The sequence below is a fragment of the Streptomyces sp. NPDC056061 genome (assembly GCF_042266885.1).
GTDB lineage: Bacteria > Actinomycetota > Actinomycetes > Streptomycetales > Streptomycetaceae > Streptomyces.
The window spans coordinates 174,970-195,105 of the sequence record NZ_JBHJWQ010000005.1; the positions used below are offsets into that span (position 1 = coordinate 174,970).

At 71.4% G+C, this 20,136-nt stretch carries 15 protein-coding genes and 1 pseudogene; 13 read left to right on the forward strand and 3 right to left on the reverse strand.

Annotation, left to right across the window (positions count from 1 at the left end):
- Positions 1-146: 146 nt before the first annotated feature.
- The 8 genes from ACFC79_RS10750 (at position 147) to ACFC79_RS10785 (ending at position 12,233) form a co-directional block, all read left to right on the forward strand.
- Positions 147-1,337: an ROK family protein gene (locus tag ACFC79_RS10750; RefSeq protein ID WP_376237890.1), complete on the forward strand. Its 1,191-nt coding sequence runs from the start codon at positions 147-149 to the stop codon at positions 1,335-1,337.
- 139 nt (positions 1,338-1,476) lie between these two features.
- Complete coding sequence (locus tag ACFC79_RS10755; protein ID WP_376237893.1) at positions 1,477-2,763, forward strand: ABC transporter substrate-binding protein; 1,287 nt, start codon at positions 1,477-1,479, stop codon at positions 2,761-2,763.
- Positions 2,760-3,773 (forward strand): carbohydrate ABC transporter permease, encoded by a 1,014-nt coding sequence (locus tag ACFC79_RS10760; protein ID WP_376237895.1) that lies wholly within the window; start codon positions 2,760-2,762, stop codon positions 3,771-3,773. Before ACFC79_RS10755 ends, ACFC79_RS10760 begins: the two co-directional genes overlap by 4 nt.
- 7 nt (positions 3,774-3,780) lie before the next feature.
- Entirely contained in the window at positions 3,781-4,626 is an 846-nt protein-coding gene (locus ACFC79_RS10765; RefSeq protein ID WP_376237898.1) for a carbohydrate ABC transporter permease, read from the forward strand.
- Between the two features lie 81 nt (positions 4,627-4,707).
- Positions 4,708-6,648 (forward strand): cellulase family glycosylhydrolase, encoded by a 1,941-nt coding sequence (locus tag ACFC79_RS10770; RefSeq protein WP_376237900.1) that lies wholly within the window; start codon positions 4,708-4,710, stop codon positions 6,646-6,648.
- A gap of 38 nt (positions 6,649-6,686) precedes the next feature.
- The gene (locus ACFC79_RS10775; RefSeq protein ID WP_376237902.1) at positions 6,687-8,441 is read left to right on the forward strand and encodes a beta-galactosidase family protein; all 1,755 of its coding nucleotides are present in this window, start codon (positions 6,687-6,689) and stop codon (positions 8,439-8,441) included.
- Between the two features lie 25 nt (positions 8,442-8,466).
- Complete coding sequence (locus ACFC79_RS10780) at positions 8,467-11,520, forward strand: alpha-mannosidase (RefSeq protein ID WP_376237905.1); 3,054 nt, start codon at positions 8,467-8,469, stop codon at positions 11,518-11,520.
- A 53-nt stretch (positions 11,521-11,573) separates the two neighbouring features.
- On the forward strand, positions 11,574-12,233 hold the full coding sequence (locus tag ACFC79_RS10785) for an HAD family hydrolase (protein ID WP_376237908.1): 660 nt from the start codon (positions 11,574-11,576) through the stop codon (positions 12,231-12,233).
- Positions 12,234-12,295: 62 nt separating this feature from the next.
- On the opposite strand, the gene ACFC79_RS10790 is transcribed toward ACFC79_RS10785, so the two are convergent.
- Together ACFC79_RS10790 and ACFC79_RS10795 are read right to left on the reverse strand one after the other, a co-directional pair.
- Entirely contained in the window at positions 12,296-12,931 is a 636-nt protein-coding gene (locus ACFC79_RS10790; protein ID WP_376237910.1) for a response regulator, read from the reverse strand.
- The gene (locus ACFC79_RS10795) at positions 12,928-14,151 is read right to left on the reverse strand and encodes a sensor histidine kinase (RefSeq protein WP_376237913.1); all 1,224 of its coding nucleotides are present in this window, start codon (positions 14,149-14,151) and stop codon (positions 12,928-12,930) included. Before ACFC79_RS10795 ends, ACFC79_RS10790 begins: the two co-directional genes overlap by 4 nt.
- Before the next feature lie 169 nt (positions 14,152-14,320).
- On the opposite strand from ACFC79_RS10795, the pseudogene ACFC79_RS10800 reads away from it, so the two are divergent.
- Positions 14,321-14,443 (forward strand): annotated as a pseudogene (locus tag ACFC79_RS10800) (ABC transporter permease); the annotation flags it as partial.
- 241 nt (positions 14,444-14,684) lie between these two features.
- Here ACFC79_RS10800 and ACFC79_RS10805 read toward each other — a convergent pair.
- The gene (locus ACFC79_RS10805; protein WP_376237915.1) at positions 14,685-16,244 is read right to left on the reverse strand and encodes an aldehyde dehydrogenase (NADP(+)); all 1,560 of its coding nucleotides are present in this window, start codon (positions 16,242-16,244) and stop codon (positions 14,685-14,687) included.
- Positions 16,245-16,388: 144 nt separating this feature from the next.
- On the opposite strand from ACFC79_RS10805, the gene ACFC79_RS10810 reads away from it, so the two are divergent.
- Genes ACFC79_RS10810 through ACFC79_RS10825 form a run of 4 tightly spaced genes read left to right on the forward strand, consistent with a single transcriptional unit; the run spans position 16,389 to position 20,135 of the window.
- The gene (locus tag ACFC79_RS10810) at positions 16,389-17,549 is read left to right on the forward strand and encodes an NAD(P)/FAD-dependent oxidoreductase (RefSeq protein ID WP_376238304.1); all 1,161 of its coding nucleotides are present in this window, start codon (positions 16,389-16,391) and stop codon (positions 17,547-17,549) included.
- On the forward strand, positions 17,546-17,800 hold the full coding sequence (locus ACFC79_RS10815; RefSeq protein WP_351525409.1) for a (2Fe-2S)-binding protein: 255 nt from the start codon (positions 17,546-17,548) through the stop codon (positions 17,798-17,800). Before ACFC79_RS10810 ends, ACFC79_RS10815 begins: the two co-directional genes overlap by 4 nt.
- Positions 17,793-19,229, forward strand: coding sequence for an NAD(P)/FAD-dependent oxidoreductase (locus tag ACFC79_RS10820; RefSeq protein ID WP_376237918.1), 1,437 nt, complete (start codon positions 17,793-17,795; stop codon positions 19,227-19,229). Before ACFC79_RS10815 ends, ACFC79_RS10820 begins: the two co-directional genes overlap by 8 nt.
- 9 nt (positions 19,230-19,238) lie before the next feature.
- Complete coding sequence (locus ACFC79_RS10825; protein ID WP_376237921.1) at positions 19,239-20,135, forward strand: dihydrodipicolinate synthase family protein; 897 nt, start codon at positions 19,239-19,241, stop codon at positions 20,133-20,135.
- The last annotated feature ends 1 nt before the right edge of the window (position 20,136 follow it).

Below are 20,136 nucleotides of genomic sequence, written 5' to 3' on the forward strand. Positions count from 1 at the left end.
CTTGTCCGGGGCGGTGCGGTGAGGGCACGAAGGGACACCGCGATCCGAGGCCCCGGGACGGGCACGGAGGCGGGCCCGAGCGTAGGACGGGCCCAACTCCTAAATCAATACTGGAAGAAGTTATTTATTTGCTCTACGTTGCACCCGTGCTTCGATATCACTCCCAGCCTCTGGTCAGTGCGCCTGCCGAGACTGCGGTCCTCACCCTGCTCCTCGCGGAGGGACCGCTCAGCAGAGTGGAGCTGGCACGGCGGACGGGGCTCTCCTCGACAGCGGTCACCAAGGCAGCCAGACCTCTCATCGACGACGGCTACCTGTACGAACTCCCACCGGAGCGCACCGCGCCCGGCGCAGGCCGACCGGTCAACCCGCTCGCGGTCGCCCCCGACCGGGAGTACTTCGTCGGCCTCAAGATCAGCGTCGACCAGCTCTTCGGCGCCGTCTGCGATCTGCGGGCCGGCATCCGGGACACGGCTGCCCGGCCGCTCGACGTGTGCGCCCCCGAAATCGTCGCAGACCTCGTCGCCGAGCTGGTCGACGAACTGCTCGACGCCGAGCCCGCGTTCCGCGAACGTACCCGCCACCTCGGCGTCGCCGTGAACGGCGACGTGGACCGCGACAGCGGCCGGCTCCGCCACTCCGGCCTCCTCGGCTGGCGCGACGTCCCGCTCGGCGAACTGCTCAGCGCCTCCACCGGCCTGGCGGTCACCGTCGAGAACGACGTCAGGGCCCTGACCGTCGCCGAGCACTGGTTCGGCGAAGGCATCGGCACGGGCTACTTCGCGCTGGTCACCATCGGCGCGGGCATCGGCTCCGCCCTCGTCGTCAACGGGCACCTGCTCAGAGGCGCCCATGGGGTCGCGGGCGAGGTCGGACACATCTGCGTCGACCCCGCCGGACCGCTCTGCCGTTGTGGCGCTCGCGGCTGCGTCGAAGCGATCGCCTCGACCGACGCGATCCTCGCGGCGGTCCGCCGCGCCGCCACGAACCCGCGTCTCACATTCGACGAGGCCGTCGACATGGCTCGCGAGGGCCACCTCGCGGCCCGCGAGGCATTCGCCCGGGCCGGACAGGCCATAGGGGTCGGCATCGCCGCGCTGGTCAACCTCGTCGGCCCGGAGCGTGTCGTCGTCAGCGGCGAAGGAGCCGACGCCTACGACCTGTTCAGCCGCCACATCCAGGACGCTTACGCCGCACACGCCTTCGGAGCGGCGTCCCGATGCCCGCTGTTGCTGCGCCCGCTGCCCTGGGAGGAGTGGGCCCGCGGTGGTGCCGCCGTGGCCATCCAGGCCCTCTTCCCACAGCCCGCGGCCACATCCACGATCGGCGCCGGATGACCGAAGCAGCAACCGTTGTCCTCGCAGCCGCCGAGTACGACTCCCTGGCCGCCGCCCTCCTCTGCCGGCAAGCACTGACGAGGGCGCCGGCCAGGGAGCACATCCGCCCCGCACACGCCCCCACAAAAGGACATGCGACATGAGCGCACGCAGATCAGAGCTTAGCCGACGCGGATTCCTCACGGGATCGCTGCTCGTCACCGCCGGAACGGTCCTGACGACCGCCTGCAGCACCGACCCCACCGGCGGCTCCTCCTCCGGAGCGAAGACCACCCTCAACGTCTGGTACCACGCCTACGGCGAGGCCGGCGCCCAGCAGGCGGCGCTCCGCTACGCCACCGCCTTCACCAAGGCCAACCCGGACATAGCCGTCAAGGTGACCTGGGTTCCCGGCGACTACACGAGCAAGCTCTACGCCACCCTGCTGACCGACGCGGCCCCCGACGTCTTCGAGATCGGCGACTTCAGCGAGGCCCTGGCCCGCCGTGGCCAGATCGCGGCGCTCGACGACGTGTACGGCAGCGCCAAGAGCGACTTCAACACCAACGCCGTCGAGTCGGTCACCGTCGACGGCAAGCTCTACGGCGTCAAGATGATCGACGACGTCATGATGCTCTACTACCGCAAGAGCGTCCTGTCGAAGGCCGGGATCACCCCGCCCACGACCTTCGACGGTCTCGTCGACGCGGCGAAGGCCCTGAGCACCGGGAAGAACAAGGGCCTGTTCGTCGGCAACGACGGCATCGGCGACTCCGCGATCCTCAACGTCCTCTCCAACGGCGGCGACCTCGTGACGCCCGACGGCAAGGTGGCGTTCGGCTCGGGCCGGGCGCTCGAAGCGCTGACCGGCCTGAAGCGCCTGCACGACGACAAGTCGCTGCTGCTCGGGTTCACCACCGACTGGTGGGACCCCGCCGCCTTCATCCAGGGCGTCGTGCCGATGCAGTGGTGCGGCCTGTGGGCGATGCCCGCCGTCTCGCCCGCGCTCGGCGACGACTTCGGCGTGCTGCCGTGGCCGGCGTACAAGGCCGACGGCACGCCCGTCGTACGGGTCGGCGGCTGGACCAGCTGCGTCAACGCCAAGGGCAGGAACGTGGCCGCGGCCAAGAAGTTCGTCCAGTGGCTCTGGGTCCAGCAGTCCGACCTGCAGAAGGACTTCGCCGAGAGCTACGGCTTCCACGTCCCGCCGCGCACGTCCGTGGCGGCCACCGCGAAGAAGCTCTCCGCGGGCACCGCCAAGGAGACCGTGGAACTGGCGGCGAAGTACGGGAAGCACAACCCGGGAACCTGGGAGACCGCCGTGAGCAGCGCGTTCAACGCGACCGCGGCGAAGATCGCCGGCGGACAGGGCGGCGATCCGGCGGCTCTCCTGGCCACCGCGGTGACCAAGGCCCAGCGTGAGATCGACAAGCAGCTCGGCCGATGAAACCGATGAACCCGGCGACCGACATCACGCCGAAGCCCGAGCGGGCCGGGCGCCCCGCGGTCGACCCGCGGCGCGCAGCCCGCACCGGCCGGGCCCGTGCGGGCCGGCCCCGCGTCGGCCGGTCCGGCTGGACGGCGTTCATACTGCTGACCGCGCCGACACTGATCGGGCTCGGCATCTTCAAGTACGTCGCGATCGGCTGGAGTTTCCTGCTCAGCCTCAGCGACGCGCGCGGCACCATCGCACTCGGCCACTGGGTCGGACTCGACAACTACCAGACCCTCCTGTCCGACCAGGCGTTCCGCGACTCGTTGCTCACGATCCTGCTGTTCACCGCCTTCATCGTGCCGGTCACCTTCGCCGCCTCCCTCGGACTCGCCCTGCTGGTGCACCGGGTCCGCCGAGGCCGGGCCCTGCTGCGCACCACCTTCCTCGTCCCCGCGGCCGTCTCGTACGTCGCCGCGTCACTGTTGTGGAAGATGTGCCTGTTCAACGGCCTGCCGTCGGGCATCGCCAACATGATCGGCGGATGGTTCGGAGCGGAGCCGGTGCCCTGGCTGCAGTCCATCTCGCCACCGCTCTACTGGATCGTCCTCGTCACGCTGCGCCTCTGGCTCCAGGTCGGCTTCTACATGGTGCTCTTCCTCGCCGGGCTCCAGGCCATCCCCAAAGAGGTCTACGAAGCCGCCGCACTCGACGGCGCCACCGGCCGACGGCTCCTGACCAGGATCACCCTGCCGATGCTGCGCAACACCGCCGTCGCCGTGCTGATGCTGCTGTTCATCGCCGCCTTCCAGGCCTTCGACGAGTTCTACAACCTGTTCAACAGCGGGCTGTCGGGAACCGGCACCGCCCCCGTACGGACACCGCTGGTCCACCTCTACGACACCGCCATGGGCAGCCAGAACTACGGCCTCGGCTCGGCCGGAGCCTTCGTGCTCACCGCCCTCATCGTCGGAGTGACCCTGATCCAGGGACGGTTCACCGGATTCGGCAGGAGCGGAGAATGAGAAGCGCATGATCACCCTGCCCGGACTGTCCCGAACCGTGCGCCTGCTGGCACGCGGCCTGCTCATCGGACTGCTGACCGCGGTCTTCATGGCGCCGTTCTACCTGATGCTCCGCAACGCGCTGATGGACTCCCAGAGCCTGACGGCGCCGGAGTGGACGTGGTGGCCCTCGACGATGCACTTCGAGAACTTCACCGCCCTGTTCGACGACCCCGCCGTCGCCATGGGCCGGTCCCTCGGCAACTCGCTGCTGATCGCCGCCGTCACCGCACCCGTCTCCACGCTCCTCGCCTCCGCCGCCGGCTACGCCCTCGCCAGGATTCCGGTTCCGGGACGCGGTGTGCTGCTCGCCCTGGTGGTGGCCACGCTGATGATCCCCGGCTCGGTCACCTTCGTGCCGACATTCGTCGTCGTCGGCTCCATGGGAGGCGTCAACACGTTGTGGGGCATCATCGTGCCCGGCCTCTTCAACCCGTTCGCGGTCCTGCTGTTCCGCAACTTCTACCTCCAGTTCCCGCGGGAGATCGAAGAGGCGGGACGGCTCGACGGCCTCGGCTGGCTCGGCCTGTACCGCCGGGTCGCCCTGCCGAGTTCCGGGGCGATGCTGGCCTCGCTCGGGGCGTTGTCCTTCATCGAAAGCTGGAACTCCTTCCTGTGGCCCTTGGTCATCGGCCAGGACCCGTCCGCCTGGACCGCGCAGATCGCGTTGTCCACCTTCCTCACCTCGCAGACCATCAACCTGCCCGGTCTCTTCGCCGGCGCCGTCGTCACCATCACGCCCCTGGTCGTCATGTTCCTCGTCGCCCAGCGCTACATCGTCGAGGGGATCGCCACCAGCGGCCTCAAGGGCTGATCCACCGCACCGTTCCGCACCGCACCGTTCCGCACCACGCACAAGGCAGGCACACGTCCCCCACCCGCAAGGAGCTTCCCCGTGACACCTCGCATCACCCTGCTCCGACGCGCGACCGCGGCCCTCGCCACGTCGTCCGCGCTCCTCCTCTGCACCCTCACCCCCACCGCCGCCGCGGCGGACACGGGGACGGCACCGCCGCCCCCGGCCCGCACCGGCGCACAGCTCGCCGCCTCATGGACCGCCCCGCTGTCCACCCGGGACCGATACGTCGTCGATGCCGACGGCGACCGGTTCAAGCTCAAGTCCGGCAACTGGGCCGGCGCCCAGGGCACCTGGCAGGGCAGCGGCGACGTCGGCGACGTCGCCAACCATCAGGCGAGGCAGATGTCGCACAACATCCCGCTCGGCCTCGACCGGAAGCCGATGGCCCAGATCCTGGCCGACTTCCACGCCCTGGGCCTGAACAGCATCAGGCTCCCGTTCGCCAACGCGCTCATCCACGACACGAACGCCGTCCCGGACTCGGCCGTCGCCGCCAACCCGCGGCTCAAGGGCAAGACCCCGTTGCAGGTGCTCGACGCCGTCGTCGCAGCCCTGACCGCGGACGGCTTCGCCGTCATCCTCAACAACCACACCACCAGCTACCGCTTCTGCTGCGGCCTGGACGGCAACGAGCGCTGGAACAGCGGCCAGTCGACCCAGCAGTGGATCGACGACTGGGTGTTCCTGGCGAAGCGCTATCAGGCCGACAAGCGGGTCGTCGGAGCCGATCTGCGCAACGAGGTCCGCCGGGACACCTGGAACGACGCCAACTGGGGCTGGGGCGACGACCACGACCTCAACAAGGCCCTGGAAGAAGCCGGCAACAAGATCCTGCAGGCCAACCCGGACATGCTCGTCATCATGGAGGGCATCAACTGGCAGGGCATACCGACCGACCTGACCCCCCACGGCCGCCCGACACTCACCCCGGTCGCCACCCTGTCCAACACCCTCATCCGCTCCGACAAACTCGTCTACGCGGCCCACTTCTACGGCTACACCGGCCCGAACCACACCGGTGCCACCGGAATGGGCGAGACGCACGACCCGCGCTACGAGGAATTGACCCCCGCACAGCTCGCCCAGGTCGTCGACGACCAGGCCCTGTTCGTCACCCGGTCCGGCCAGCACTTCACCGCACCTGTGTGGATCAGCGAGTTCGGCGCCGCCGGCCGCGGCGACATCGACGCCAAGGAACGTGCCTGGTTCGCCAACTTCACCGACATCCTGGTCAAGAACGACACCGACTTCGCCATCTGGCCCCTGGTCGGCTGGACCGACACGAACGGCACACCGCAGGACTCCTGGGCCATGGTCAACTACAGCGCGGACGGCACACGGCTCGGCGTCATGGACGCCGGCGACTGGCGCGCCACCGACTGGAACAAGCTCGTCAACGCCCCCGGCAGGACCGGCCGGATCGCCCCCGCCCCCCGCTGGAACATGCTCAACCTGGACTACGCCGACTACAACGTCTCCACCACCATGCTGGCGAAGCCGGACTGGTCCCCGGGCAACCGCAAGGGCAACTGCCCGGACAGCCAGCGGCTGACCGGCCTCGGCCGCAGCGACAGCCGAGGACTGTGCACCGATGCCGGCGGGCCGACGAAGGGCAACGGCGCCTGGACCGTCGTCACCGACGAGCGGTACGCCACCGGGGGCGACTGGGCGCCCGGATACAACAAGCTCCAGTGCCCCGACAACACCTTCGCCGTCGGCTACAGCGTTCGCAACAACGCCATGGCGGCCCTCCTGTGCGCCCCCGCGGCCGGCTCCCTGCCCACCACCGGCCGCACGCTCTGGTTCGACCGCGGTGACAACCGCCCCGCCACCGGCGGCTCGACCGGCAGTGACTGGGCCCCGGGCCACTACAAGGGCCAGTGCGCCGACGACGAGTACCTCGCAGGCGTCGCCTACACGTGGAAGTGGAACCACGGAGGCGTTCCCGACGCCCTGCTGTGCCGACCGCTCGGCTGAACCAACCGGATCCGTACCCCCTGAGGAGCACCACAGCCATGCCCCGACTGGAGATCGCCGACGACGGTTTCCGTCTCGACGCCCGACCGTTCCGCATCATCTCCGGAGCCCTGCACTACTTCCGTGTCCATCCGGAGCAATGGGCCGACCGGCTCCGCAAGGCACGGCTGCTGGGCCTCAACACGGTCGAGACCTACGTACCGTGGAACCTGCACGCCCCGCGTCGCGGGGAGTTCCACCTCGACGGAGGTCTCGACCTGCCCCGGTTCCTCGACACCGCGGCCGCCGAAGAACTGCACGTCCTGCTCAGACCCGGCCCGTACATCTGCGCGGAATGGGAGGGCGGTGGCCTGCCCTCCTGGCTGCTCGCCGAGGACGATCTCACCCTGCGCAGCCGCGATCCCCGCTTCCTGCGAGCGGTCGACGAGTACCTGGGCGCCCTGCTGCCCCCGCTCCACCCCTACCTGGGAAGCAACGGCGGGCCGATCCTCGCCGTCCAGGTCGAGAACGAGTACGGCGCCCACGGCGACGACACCGCCTACCTGGCCGAACTCGCCGTCATGCTGCGCCGCCACGGCGTGGACCTCCCCCTGTTCACCTGCGACCAGCCCTCCGATCTCGCGCGAGGCAGCCTCGACGGCGTCCTGCCCACCGCCAGCTTCGGCAGCCGCGTCACCGCCGGGCTCGCCGCCCTGCGCGAGCACCGGCCGCACGGCCCGCTGATGTGCACGGAGTTCTGGATCGGTTGGTTCGACCGCTGGGGCGGCATCCACACCCGCCGCGACGTGGCCGACGCCGCCGCGGACCTCGACCGCCTGCTCGCCGCGGGCGCCTCCGTCAACATCTACATGTTCCACGGAGGCACCAACTTCGGCTTCACCAACGGAGCCAACGACAAGGGCACCTACCGTCCCACCGTCACCTCCTACGACTACGACGCCCTCCTCGACGAAGCCGGCGACCCCACCCCCAAGTACGAAGCCTTCCGCGAAGTCATCGCCCGCCACGCACCCGTCCCCGCGCAGCCCCTGCCGCCCGCCGCACCCAAGGCCGCATTCGGGCCGGTGGAACTCACCCGCACGGCCGGCCTGCTGGAACAGGCCGATACCCTCGGCACCCCCGTGGCCGCCGACCGCCCGCTGACCATGGAGGAACTCGGCCACCCCTTCGGATTCGTCCTCTACGAGACCGACCTGCCCACGCCCGGACCGGCCGTCCTGCACGTCGAGCGGGTCCATGACCGCGCCCAGGTCTTCGTCGACGGCCAGCCGGTCGGCGTCCTGGAACGCGAGAACCACGAACACGCCCTCGCCTTCACCGTGCCCCGCCCGGGAGCCCGGCTCGCCGTACTCGTGGAGAACCAGGGCCGCGTCAACTACGGACCCGGGCTCCACGACCGAAAAGGCCTCCTCGGCCGCACGACGGTCAACGGGCACCCGCCCGCCGCCTGGCGGAGCCGCGCCCTGCCTCTCGACCGCCCCGACACCTTCGTCCACCGAACCGCCGATCCCGCGCGGCGGCCGGTGGGGCCGGCGTTCCACCGCGGCACCTTCACCGTGGACGAGCCCGCCGACACCTTCCTCCACCTGGACGGCTGGACCAAGGGCGTCACCTGGATCAACGGCTTCCCCCTGGGCCGCTACTGGTCCCGAGGACCCCAGAGCAGCCTGTACGTTCCCGCGCCCGTCCTCGGACCCGGACCCAACGAGATCACCGTCCTCGAACTCCATGCCGCCACCACCCGCCACGTCCACCTGCGTGACACACCCGACCTCGGGCCCACCGAGGAGTGACCGCCCCCGTCTCACGGAGCACGCCATGCACAGCAACCGACGCCTCACCGAGCAGCGGCTCGACCGCGTGCTGGGCCAGCGCATCCGCCCGGCCGTACACGCCCGCGCCACGCCGCTCCAGGTGGAGACCTGGAACGCCCCGGGCGAACCCGTGCCCGTGCCGGACGCACTGACCGCGCCCTACCGACCTGTCACGGTCGGCCACCGGTGGGGACCGGCCTGGTCCACCAGCTGGTTCAGGATCAGCGGACGGATTCCGCCGGAGTGGGCGGGGCAGCGGGTCGAGGCCGTACTCGACCTCGGCTTCGACGTCACCGGCCCCGGCTTCTCGACCGAGGGCCTCGTCCACCGCCAGGACGGCACCGTGGTCAAGGCTCTCAACCCGCGCAACGCGTGGATCCCCGTCGGCGACCCGGCGACCGGAGGCGAAGAGTTCACCTACTACGTCGAGGCCGCCGCCAACCCCACCGTCCCCCTTCCCGGTGAACCGCACCACGCACCGACGCGGGCGGGGGACCGGCCCCCCTGGCTGACGGGCGGCGATGCCACCGGGGATCCGCTCTACCGACTCCGCCGAGCAGAGCTGGCCGTCTTCGACCGGGAGGTGTGGGAACTCGCCCAGGACCTGGACGTCCTGGGGCAGCTGATGCACGAGCTGCCCGAAGGCTCCGAGCGCCGATGGCAGATCCTCCACGCCGTCGAACGAGCCCTCGACGCCGTGGACGTGCAGGACGTCTCCGGAACCGCGGCCGTCGCCAGGGAGGTGCTCCGCCCCGCCCTGGCCGCGCCCGCCGTCGGCAGCGCCCACCGGGTCTCCGCGATCGGCCACGCGCACATCGACACCGCCTGGCTGTGGCCGCTGCGCGAAAGCGTGCGCAAGGTCACCAGGACCCTCTCCAACGTCACCCATCTGATGGACGACCACCCGGAATTCCGTTTCGCCATGTCCCAGGCCCAGCAACTGGCCTGGCTGAAGGACCAGCGCCCGGATGTCTACGCACGCGTGCGCCGGAAGGCACGTGCGGGCCAGTTCCTGCCCGTGGGCAGCCTGTGGGTGGAACCCGACACCAACATCACCGGCGGGGAGTCCCTCGCTCGCCAGCTGATCCACGGCAAGCGGTTCTATGCCGAGGAGTTCGGCGTCGAGACCGAGGAGATGTGGCTGCCCGACACCTTCGGTTACAACGCGGCGATGCCCCAGCTGATGAAACTGGCGGGCGTGCGCTGGTTCCTCACCCAGAAGATCTCCTGGAACACCACCAACAAGTTTCCCCACCACACGTTCTGGTGGGAGGGCATCGACGGCACTCGCATCTTCACGCACTTCCCGCCGGCGGACACGTACAACAGCGAGCTGACCGGAGCGGAACTCGCCCACGGCGTACGCAACTTCCAGGACAAGGGCCCGGCCAACCACTCCCTCCTGCCCTTCGGGTACGGCGACGGCGGTGGCGGGCCGACCCGCGAGATGCTCGCCCGCGCCGAGCGACTGGCCGACCTGGAGGGTTCCCCCCAGGTCGTCATCGAGCGGCCGGCCGACTTCTTCGCCCGCGCCCACGCGGAGTACCCCGACGCCCCGGTGTGGCTGGGCGAGCTCTACCTGGAGTTCCACCGGGGCACGCTGACCAGCCAGCTGCGTACCAAGCAGGGCAACCGGCGCAGCGAGCACCTGCTGCGCGAGGCCGAACTGTGGTCGGCGACGGCAGCCGTGCGCACCGGTGTCCCCTATCCGTACGACGCACTCGACCGGCTCTGGAAGACGGTGCTGCTGCACCAGTTCCACGACATCCTGCCCGGATCCTCCGTCTCCTGGGTGCACCGGCAGGCGGAGGAGACCTACGCGGCGGTCCGCACCGAATTGGACGGCCTCGTCGACGCCGCGCAGCGGACGCTGGCCGGCCCCGGACCCGGCACGGTCGTCTTCAACGGCGCTCCGTTCGCCCGGGGCGGCATCGACGCCTTCGGCGCCGTACTCCGCACCGGGGACCCCGCACCCACGGTCACCCCGGCGCCGTACGAGGGCGGCCACGTGCTCGACAACGGCCTGGTGCGTTTCGTGATCGACGACCGCGGACTCGTGGTCTCGGCCGTCGACCTCGCCGCCGGCCGCGAAGCCCTGCCTCCCGGCGCCGTCGCCAACCTGCTCCAACTCCACCAGGACTTCCCCAACGAGTACGACGCCTGGGACATCGACGCCTTCTACCGCAACACCGTGCGCGACCTCACGGACGCCGACGACGTGACCGCCGTCGACGGGGGCGTGGAGGTCCGGCGCGGCTTCGGCGGTTCGCGCATCCGGCAGCTGCTCTCGCTGCGGGAGGGCTCGCGACGCCTCGACATCGACACCGACATCGACTGGCACGAGCGGGAGAGCCTGCTCAAGGCGGCCTTTCCCCTGGACATCCGGGCCGACCACTCGACCGCCGAGATCCCCTTCGGCCACGTCCGGCGCCCCACCCACACCAACACCAGCTGGGACGCGGCGAAGTTCGAGATCTGTGCCCATCGGTACCTCCACGTCGGCGAGCGATGCTGGGGTGCGGCCCTGGTCAACGACTCCACCTACGGCCACGACGTCACCCGGGACGTACGCGAGGACGGCGGTACGACCACGACCGTCCGGCTCTCCCTGCTGCGGGCCCCCCGCTTCCCCGACCCGGACGCCGATCAGGGAGGACACCGGTTGCGTTACGGCTTCGTCCTCGGCGCCGACATCGCCGACGCCGTACGCGAGGGGTACGCCTTCAACCTTCCGGAGCGCTCCGTTCCCGGGGCGACGGGGGTGACCCCCCTCGTCACCACGGACGACGAGGCAGTCGTCATCGAGACCGTCAAGCTTGCCGACGACCGCTCCGGCGACCTCGTCGTCAGGCTCTACGAAGCCCACGGCGGACGCGCCCGGACCACGCTGAACACAGCCGTCCCGTGGGACACCGTGACCGAGACCGACCTCCTGGAACGCCCTCTGGACGGAGCGGCACCCACCCGGCCGAGCACACCGCGGAGCACATCACTCCACCTCACGCTGCGCCCGTTCGAGATCCGTACCCTCCGGATCGGGCTCCGGGCCCGTCCGTGACCCTGGGCCCGGCCGCAGGCCGGGCCACCCGAACCCATCTCCAGGGAGCCTCCGTGCACATCCATCTCCAGGCGGTCCTCTTCGACATGGACGGCACACTCGTCGACACCGAGCGGCTCTGGCGGCAGGCGGTCGAGGAGGAGGCCCTCGGGCTGGGACTCGTCCTCGCGGACGCGGACCTCCCGTTCGTCCTCGGCCGCGCGATCGAGGACACCGCCGCCCACCTCGCCTCCCGCGCGGTCGGCCGGGCCGGGGAGGCGCGGCTCGCCGCGTCCCTCGAACGACGCTTCACGCGGCTGGTACGCGAGCAGGTCGTCCCCCTGCCGGGGGCCGTGGAACTCCTCGCGGCGGTCCACACCGCGGGCGTGGCCACGGCCCTGGTCTCGGCCTCGCCCCGGCCCGTCGTGGACATCGTCCTCGACGTTCTCGGGCGGCACCGGTTCGCCACTTCCTTCGCCGCGGGGGAGACCCCGCGCACCAAGCCGTTCCCCGACCCCTACCGGGCGGCTCTGGCCGCCCTCGGTGCCACCCCCACCGCATGCGTCGCCGTGGAGGACACCCCGGCCGGCGTCGCCTCCGCGGAGGCGGCCGGCTGCACGGTCCTGGCCGTGCCCTCGCTCACTCCCGTCCCCGCAGCACCGCGTCGGACTGTCGCCCACAGCCTGCGTGACGTGGACCTCGGCCTGCTCCGACGGCTCGTCGCCGAGTCATGAGGCCGTCGAACCTGCGACGAGGATCACTCATCGCCCGACGGCGCAGCTTGCGGTCGGTTCGGTCAGCGGCGGATGAGGCCGAGGTCGGTGGCGGTAGCCACGGCGGCGGTGCGGGAGTCGACGCCGAGTTTGGTGTAGACGCGGGCCAGATGGGACTTGACGGTTCCCTCGGTGAGGTGGAGCCGTTGGCCGATCGCCTGGTTGGACAGGCCCTCGGCCACCAGCGCGAGGACCTCGGTCTCGCGCCGGGTCAGGGAGGCGGCCGGGGCGCGGAGCCGGTTCATGAGGCGGACGGCAACGGCGGGGGCCAGCGTGGTGCGTCCGGCGGCGGCGGTGCGTACGGCGGCGGCCAGGTCTTCGGGCGGGGCGTCCTTGAGGAGATAGCCGGTGGCGCCCGCCTCAATGGCGGGCAGAGTGTCGGCGTCGGAGGCATAGGTGGTGACGATCAACACGCGGGGGGCGCCCGGTCGTGCGGTGATTCGGGCGGTGGCCTCGGCGCCGCCCATGCCCTTGCCGAACTGTAGATCCATCAGGACGACGTCGATGTCTCCTTCGGCCGCGCGGCTGATGGCGTCCTGGGCGGTGGCCGCCTCGGCCACCACGATGAGGCCGGGTTCGGTCTCCAGCACGGCGCGGAGTCCGGCTCGCACCACCGGGTGGTCGTCGGCCAGGAGCAGGCGGATGGGGGTGTCGGTCACAGGCGGGCCTCGGGTTCGCTGTCGGCGGGCGGGGGGAGGGGGAGCTGGGCGGCCAGGGCGGTGCCCTGGCCGACGGCGGATTCGACGGTGAGGGTGCCGCCGAGGGCGCGCATGCGGGCGCGCATCGAGGCGAGTCCGAAGCCGCCGTCCTGGGCCGGGGCCGGCAGCCGGGCGGGGTCGAATCCGGAGCCGTCGTCGACGATGTCCACGGCGACATGGTCGCCGAGATAGCTGAGGGTGACCTCGGCGGTGGCGGCGTGGGCGTGGCGGACGGTATTGGCCAGGGCGGACTGGGTGATCCGCAGCAGCGCGACCTCGTAGGCGGTGGGCAGCGGCAGGGGAGTGCCGGTGAGGTGGAAGCGGGCGATGATCCGGTGACGGGCGGAGGTGGTGGTGCAGAGGCGTTCCAGGGCGCCGGCCAGGCTGCTGTCCTCCAGGGCGGGCGGGGTGAGGGCTGCGACGAAGCGGCGTGCCTCGGCGAGGTTGTCCACGGCGGCCTGGCGGGCCTGGCCGACGTAACGGGTGGCGGCCTCGGGTTTTGCGGGCAGGGCACGTTCGGCGGCGCGCAGCAGCAGCTGGATGCTGGAGAGCCCCTGGGCGAGGGTGTCATGGATCTCGCGGGCCAGGCGTTCGCGTTCGGCGAATACCCCGGCGGTGTGCTGGGCCTGGGCGAGGTCGGCGCGGGTCGCGGTGAGTTCCTCGATCAGTCGGCGGCGCTGTTCGCTCTCGCGGTACAGGGCCTGGTACCCCCGCACCACCGCGACGGCCACGGCGCCACCCAGGGCCGGGCCGATCGCCATGGTGAGACTGAAGGAGTGCTGGTGGGCGGCGAAGGCGGTGATCGCGGCGAGTGCGGTGGCCGCGACCGCGGCCGGGCCCGCCCAGCGCGACAGCAGGTGGAGCTGGAGGAAGTACAGAGGGAAAGCGACCCATACGGCGTCGGCGGACAGGGACAGCAGCAGTAGCCAGCCGACGCCCGTGCACGCCAGCCACACCGCCGCGGCACGGCGTGAGGCACGCACTCTGGGCAGCAGCGGCCCGGCCGCATACACCAGGCCGCATGCCGCGGCAGCCGCGGTGGTCATCCCGGCGTGTGGCAGGCCATCGGTCACGGCCCGGCCGGTGGCCAGGGCGAGCAGGCCGAAAAACAGCAGGTGCAGGCACCAGGCCAGCACCCGGCTGGTCGGGGTCAGGGCGGAAACAGGGGCGGAGACGGTCACAGTGTGTACAGCCTACGAAAACAGACCCCGAGACGGCCTCCATCGAAAGTTGCAACCGGTGTGCTGTCCTCCGATCCGCGAAGTGCCGCCTGCCGCCGGATGCCCGGACGAGGGGGCAGCAGCGATCGTGGAGACATACCGATTCCACGTCGAAGGGGCAGACCGAGCCGTGTTCGTCGCCTGGAGAGACCTGAGGTTCGCCAAGGGGCGGTTCGCCCTGATGGGGACCGTCATCGTGCTGATCACCCTGCTGGTCGGGCTGCTGTCCGGGCTGACGGCCGGACTGGGCCGGGTCCTGGACCGGTGGACGGCAGGGGCGGACGCCCGCGCCGGGTGCGGTCCGCGGAGTACGACCGCGCCCGGCGCGTCACTCGCCGCGGACCGGCTCGGCGAGTGACGTCTCCAGCGGCGTCTCCAGCGCGGCCGGCACCACAACGTGACCGAAGGGCGGCCCGACGACCGGCTGATCGATGAGTTGTCGGGACGGGCCCGGGCCGGGGCATGCAGGTGACGGGCGCGGGCGGTCTGCCGGCTTACCGGGGCAGGTGAGCGCCGTTCATGAGGCGGGGGACCTGCAGGGGGTTGTCGTCGCGGAGTTCGGGGGGCAGGAAGGGGCCGGGAAAGGACTGGTAGCAGACCGGGCGCAGCCAGCGCTCGATGGCGAGGGTGCCGACGCTCGTCGTTCCGGGGGAACTGGTCGCGGGCCACGGCCCCCCGTGCACCATCGCGTGGCAGACCTCGACCCCGGTGGGCCAGCCTCCCCACAGGATGCGGCCCGCTCGCTCCTCCAGCACGGGCAGCAGTCGCAGGGCCGTGGCCAGGTCGGCGTCAGTTCCCTGCAGGGTGGCTGTCAGCTGTCCCTCCAGATTCTCCAGTAGGGAGAGGAGTTCTTCCGTCCCGGTCCAGCGCACGATGAGCCCCGCGGCGCCGAAGACCTCGCCGGTGAGATCCGTGTGCGCGGTGTACGTGGCCGCGTCGCATTCGAGGACCACGGGGGCGGGTGCGTACGGGCCGTCCCCGGCTGTGCCGCGGGCCACCTCCCGCACCCCTTCGACAGCCGCCCACCGCTGCACCCCCTCTGTGTACGCCCGGGTGATTCCCGGGGTGAGCATGACCTGGCCCTCCGTGCTCCCCACGGCCCGAGCCACGGCGGCGAGGAAGGCGTCGCCCGTCGGCCCGGCCGGCAGCAGCAGGAGGCCGGGGTTCGTGCAGAACTGCCCCGAGCCGTTGGTCAGCGATGCCACGTATCCCTCGGCCGCCGGTCCTGGCTCGGCGAGGGCCCCGTCGAGCACGATCACGGGATTGACCGCCGACATCTCGGCGTGGACCGGGACGGGCACCGGGCGGGACTGCGCGGCGGCGACCAGCGCCAGCCCGCCGGCCCGGGAGCCGGTGAAGCCCACGGCAGCGATCCGTGGATCACCGACCAGGGCGAGACCGACCTCGTTGCCCCGGCCCACCAGTAGCGAGAACACACCGGCCGGGACACCTGTGCGCGCGGCGGCCGTCGTGACGGCGCGGGCCACCGCCTCGCTGGTGCCCGGGTGGGACGGGTGTGCCTTGGCCACCACGGGGCAGCCGGCGGCCAGCGCGGACACGGTGTCTCCGCCCGCGACCGAGAACGCCAGCGGGAAGTTGCTCGCGCCGAACACCGCTACCGGACCGACGGGAATCCGGCGCAGCCGTACATCCGTCCGGGAGGCCCCGGAGTCGATCCTGGCACCGAGCGCGGTTCCACTTCTGACCAGGTCGGCGAACAGGCGCAGTTGCCCGCAGGTACGCCCCCGTTCACCGGCCAGCCGGACCGAGGAGAGCCCGGTCTCGTGGGCCGCAAGTTCCAGAAGGGCGTCGCCGAGCGCTTCGATCTCCTCCGCGCAGGCGTCGAGGAAGTCCGCCCGGCGCTCCGTCGGCAGAGCGCGGAAGGCACGGGCGTCAGCCTCGGCGAGCCGGGCTGCCTCGGCGATCTGCTCCGCCGACGCGTCCCGGAGCGGAGGACCGATCGGCTCGCCGGTCGCGGCGGCGATCGCGTGCCAGGCGGCCCCCGTACCGGGGGCGTCACGGCCGGCCAGGATCGAGTGTCCGGTCAGGTTCACAACGATTCATCTCCCTGTGTGCACAGTGGGCAGCGCGCCGTCGTCGGGCGTTGGGCGAAGATCACCCGGTCGGCGGCGTTGTCTTCGGATCATTCCGATGTATAGCCTAGTTGTGGCATGTGACATTGCACTGAGGGGGTGGCTATGAAAGTTGTCGTCGTGGGCGCGGGCATCGTGGGCGCTGCGTGTGCGTTCCACGCCGCCGCGGCGGGCCTCGGCGTCACGGTTCTCGACCGGGGGCCCGTCGGCGCCGGAACGACCAGTCGGGGAGAGGGCAACATACTCCTCTCCGACAAGGAACCGGGACCCGAAATGGAACTGGCCCGGCTCAGCCGCGATCTGTGGGACGAGGCCGCCGAGGAACTCGGCCCGGACACCGTCGAACTGGAAGCCAAGGGCGGCCTGGTCGTCGCGAGCACACCCGACGCCCTCACCGCTCTGCACGCGTTCGCCGCGAGCCAGGCGGCAGTTGGCGTATGCACCGAACCCGTCGAACGCGTCAGCGATCTCGAACCGCATATCGCGTCCGGACTTCCCGGCGGCGTCCACTACCCGCAGGACGCCCAGGTACAGCCCGTCCTCGCGGCAGCCGGACTGCTGCGCGCCGCGGTCCGGCGCGGCGCACGGGTGCACACCGGCGAAGCCATCGCCGCAGTCACCGGACCCGACGGCCGGATTGCCGGAGTCCGCACCGCTGACGGCACCGTGCTGGCCGCCGACGCCGTGGTGAACGCTGCGGGGACCTGGGGCGGCGAAGTCGGCCGCCGACTCGGCACCCCCGTCGAGATCCTGCCGCGCCGGGGCTTCGTCCTCGTCACCGAGCCGTTGCCGCCCATGATCCGGCACAAGGTCTACTCCGCCGACTACGTCGCCAACGTCGCCTCCTGCGACGCGGGGCTGGAGACCTCGTGCGTCGTCGAGGGCACCAGGGCGGGAACCATTCTGATCGGCGCCAGCCGCGAGCGCGTCGGCTTCGACACCGCCATGAACCCGGCCGTGGTCGCCGCGCTCGCCGCCCAGGCGTGCCGTCTGTTCCCGTTCCTGCGTGCCACCCATCTGATCCGCGCCTACCGGGGCTTCCGGCCGTACTGCCCGGACCACCTGCCGGTCATCGGTCCGGACCCCCGTGTGCCCGGCGTCGTCCACGCGTGCGGCCACGAGGGCGCCGGTATCGGTCTCGCTCCGGGAACCGGCGCTCTGGTCACCGCTCATCTGCTCGGCCGCCCCTGGCGGGGCGCCGATCCGGCCGCCCACACCGGCCTCCTGCCCGACCGATTCCTCACCACTGGAGGCATGCCGAAGTGAGCGAGTTCACCGTGGACGGCGAACCGCTGCCGTTCGTACCAGGACAGACCCTGGCCGCCGCACTCGTCGCCTCGGGCCGGGTCGCCTGGAGGGCCACCCGGCTCGGACAGCGGCCCCGCGGGGTCTTCTGCGGGATCGGCGTCTGTTTCGACTGTCTGGTGACCATCGACGGAACGGGCGGGCAACGCGCCTGCCTCGTGCAGGCCCGCACGGGCATGGCCGTCACGACCGGGGAGGGCGACGATGAGTGAATCCGGTGACCTTGTGGTGGTGGGCGCCGGCCCGGCCGGCATGGCGGCTGCCGCCACCGCACTGGGCGGCGGATTGCGTGTCCTTCTCGTCGACTCGGGCGCCGCCCTGGGCGGCCAGTTCTGGCGCCACCCCCCGCAACAGGCGCGCCACGCCATCCCGACCACGGATCTGCACCACGGACTGCCCACGTACCGGGCGCTGTGCGCGACACTGTCCGCCCACGCGCGCACCGGTCGGCTCACGCTGCTGTTGAACCACCACGTGTGGACCGCGGCCCGTGAGGGCGACGGGTTCGCCGTCCATGCCATGGACCGGAGCCGGGCGCCCGAGGAGACCGCCGTAGTGCTGCGCGCACCAGCACTGCTGGTGGCGACCGGCGCCTACGACCGCCAACTTCCCTTCCCCGGCTGGGACCTGCCCGGCGTGCTCACCATCGGGGGTCTCCAGTCGCTGCTCAAGGGCGGGGGAGTCGCCGCCGGCCGCCGGGTGGTGCTCGGCGGCACGGGGCCCTTCCTGCTGCCGGTCGCCGCGGCCCTCGCCGCACGCGGGGCCGAGGTCGCCGCCGTGTGCGAGGCGGCTGCGCCCTCGGCCTGGCTGCGACACCCCGTACCGCTGTTGCGCAACCCCGCCAAGTGGGTTGAGGCCGCGCGGTACGCGAGCACGCTCGCCCGGCACCGCGTCCCGGTCCGTACCCGCACCGCGGTCGTCGGCGCCGAAGGAGACGGGAGGGTCGCCATGGTGCGCGTCGCCTCCCTGGATGCCGAGGGCAGTCCGCTCCCGGGTACGGAGCGCCGGATCGAGGCCGACACCGTGGGCGTCGGCTGGGGCTTCGCGCCCCAGCTCGACCTCCTCATCGCTCTCGGCTGCGACCTCGCCGACGCGGGCGACGGCACCATGGCCGCCGCCGTCGACGACGGACAGCGCACCGGCGTGCCCGGGCTCTACGCGGCGGGCGAGACCTGCGGCGTGGGCGGGGCCGTGCTCGCGGTGAGCGAGGGCGCGATCGCCGCCGTGTCGGTGCTCACCGATCTCCGGGCGCCCGGCCTGCCGAACGTCCGGCGCCTGGCAGCGAAACGTGCCGCGGTGGCCAGGCACCGTGCCTTCGCCCGTGCGATGGCACAGGCGCACCCCCTGCCAACGGCCTGGTCCTCGTGGCTGACCGACGACACGCTGGTCTGCCGGTGCGAAGAGGTCACCGCAGGGGCGGTCCGGTCCGCCTGCGCCGACGGATCGGCATCCGACCACCGGCAAGTCAAACAGTTGACCAGGGCCGGCATGGGGTGGTGCCAGGGCCGGATGTGCGGGCCCGCCGTGCACTGTCTCGTGGCCCGCGAACAGCCGTACGCACCAGCGGAACGGCTGATCGCGACCCCCGTCACCCTCGGTGGGCTCGCCGGTCTCGACGAGTCCACCACCGATCACACCTGAGGAGCTCAAATGAACCAGAACCGCATGCCCTGGCACGGCGTCATCGTCGCGACCAGCCTCCCGTTCGGCCATGACCTCGCCGTCGACTACGGCGCCTACGGGGACAACGTCGCCTGGCTCGCCGAACAGGGCTTGCACGGCGTTGCCCCGAACGGCTCGCTGGGCGAGTACCAGACCCTGACCTACGAGGAACGCGACCGCGTCGTAGAGACCGCCGTCGCGAACGCCCCCGAGGGCTTCACCGTCATGCCGGGCGTTGGAGCCTACGGCGCGGTCGAGGCGAAGCGGCACGCGCAGTTCGCCAAGGACGCCGGCTGCCAGGCCGTCATGTGCCTGCCGCCCAACGCCTACAGGGCTGACGACCGCGCCGTACTCGAGCACTACCGGATGGTGGCCTCGGCCGGACTTCCCGTCACCGCCTACAACAATCCCATCGACACCAAGGTCGACCTGCGCCCGGAGCTTCTGGCCAAGCTGCATGCCGAGGGTTTCATCGTGGGCGTGAAGGAGTTCTCCGGCGACGTCCGGCGGTGCTATGCCATCAGTGAGCTCGCCCCCGGGCTCGACCTCCTGATCGGCACCGACGACACCCTCGTGGAGGTCGGTCTCGCCGGAGCCAAGGGCTGGGTCGCGGGCTACCCCCAGATCTTCCCGCGCGCCTGCCTCGCCCTCTACAACGCCTCGTTGGCAGGCGACCTCGACACCGCGCTCCCCCTCTACCGCCGGCTTCATTCCGTGCTGCGCTGGGACAGCAACACCGAGTTCGTGCAGGCCATCAAACTCGGCCAGGACATGATCGGCCGGACCGGCGGCTCCTGCCGTCCGCCCCGGCAGGCGCTGGCCCCGGAGAACGAAGCCCTCGTGCGCGCCGCCACCCAGGCCCTCATCGACGCCGGAGTGAACTGAC

Bases quoted from the DNA above. Each gene is read 5' to 3' on its own strand.
- ACFC79_RS10765 (WP_376237898.1), top strand. From the start codon at position 3,781: ATGATCACCCTGCCCGGACTGTCCCGAACCGTGCGCCTGCTGGCACGC.
- ACFC79_RS10760 (WP_376237895.1), top strand. From the start codon at position 2,760: ATGAAACCGATGAACCCGGCGACCGACATCACGCCGAAGCCCGAGCGG.
- ACFC79_RS10820 (WP_376237918.1), top strand. From the start codon at position 17,793: ATGAGTGAATCCGGTGACCTTGTGGTGGTGGGCGCCGGCCCGGCCGGC.
- ACFC79_RS10810 (WP_376238304.1), top strand. From the start codon at position 16,389: ATGAAAGTTGTCGTCGTGGGCGCGGGCATCGTGGGCGCTGCGTGTGCG.
- ACFC79_RS10825 (WP_376237921.1), top strand. From the start codon at position 19,239: ATGAACCAGAACCGCATGCCCTGGCACGGCGTCATCGTCGCGACCAGC.
- ACFC79_RS10775 (WP_376237902.1), top strand. From the start codon at position 6,687: ATGCCCCGACTGGAGATCGCCGACGACGGTTTCCGTCTCGACGCCCGA.
- ACFC79_RS10755 (WP_376237893.1), top strand. From the start codon at position 1,477: ATGAGCGCACGCAGATCAGAGCTTAGCCGACGCGGATTCCTCACGGGA.
- ACFC79_RS10780 (WP_376237905.1), top strand. From the start codon at position 8,467: ATGCACAGCAACCGACGCCTCACCGAGCAGCGGCTCGACCGCGTGCTG.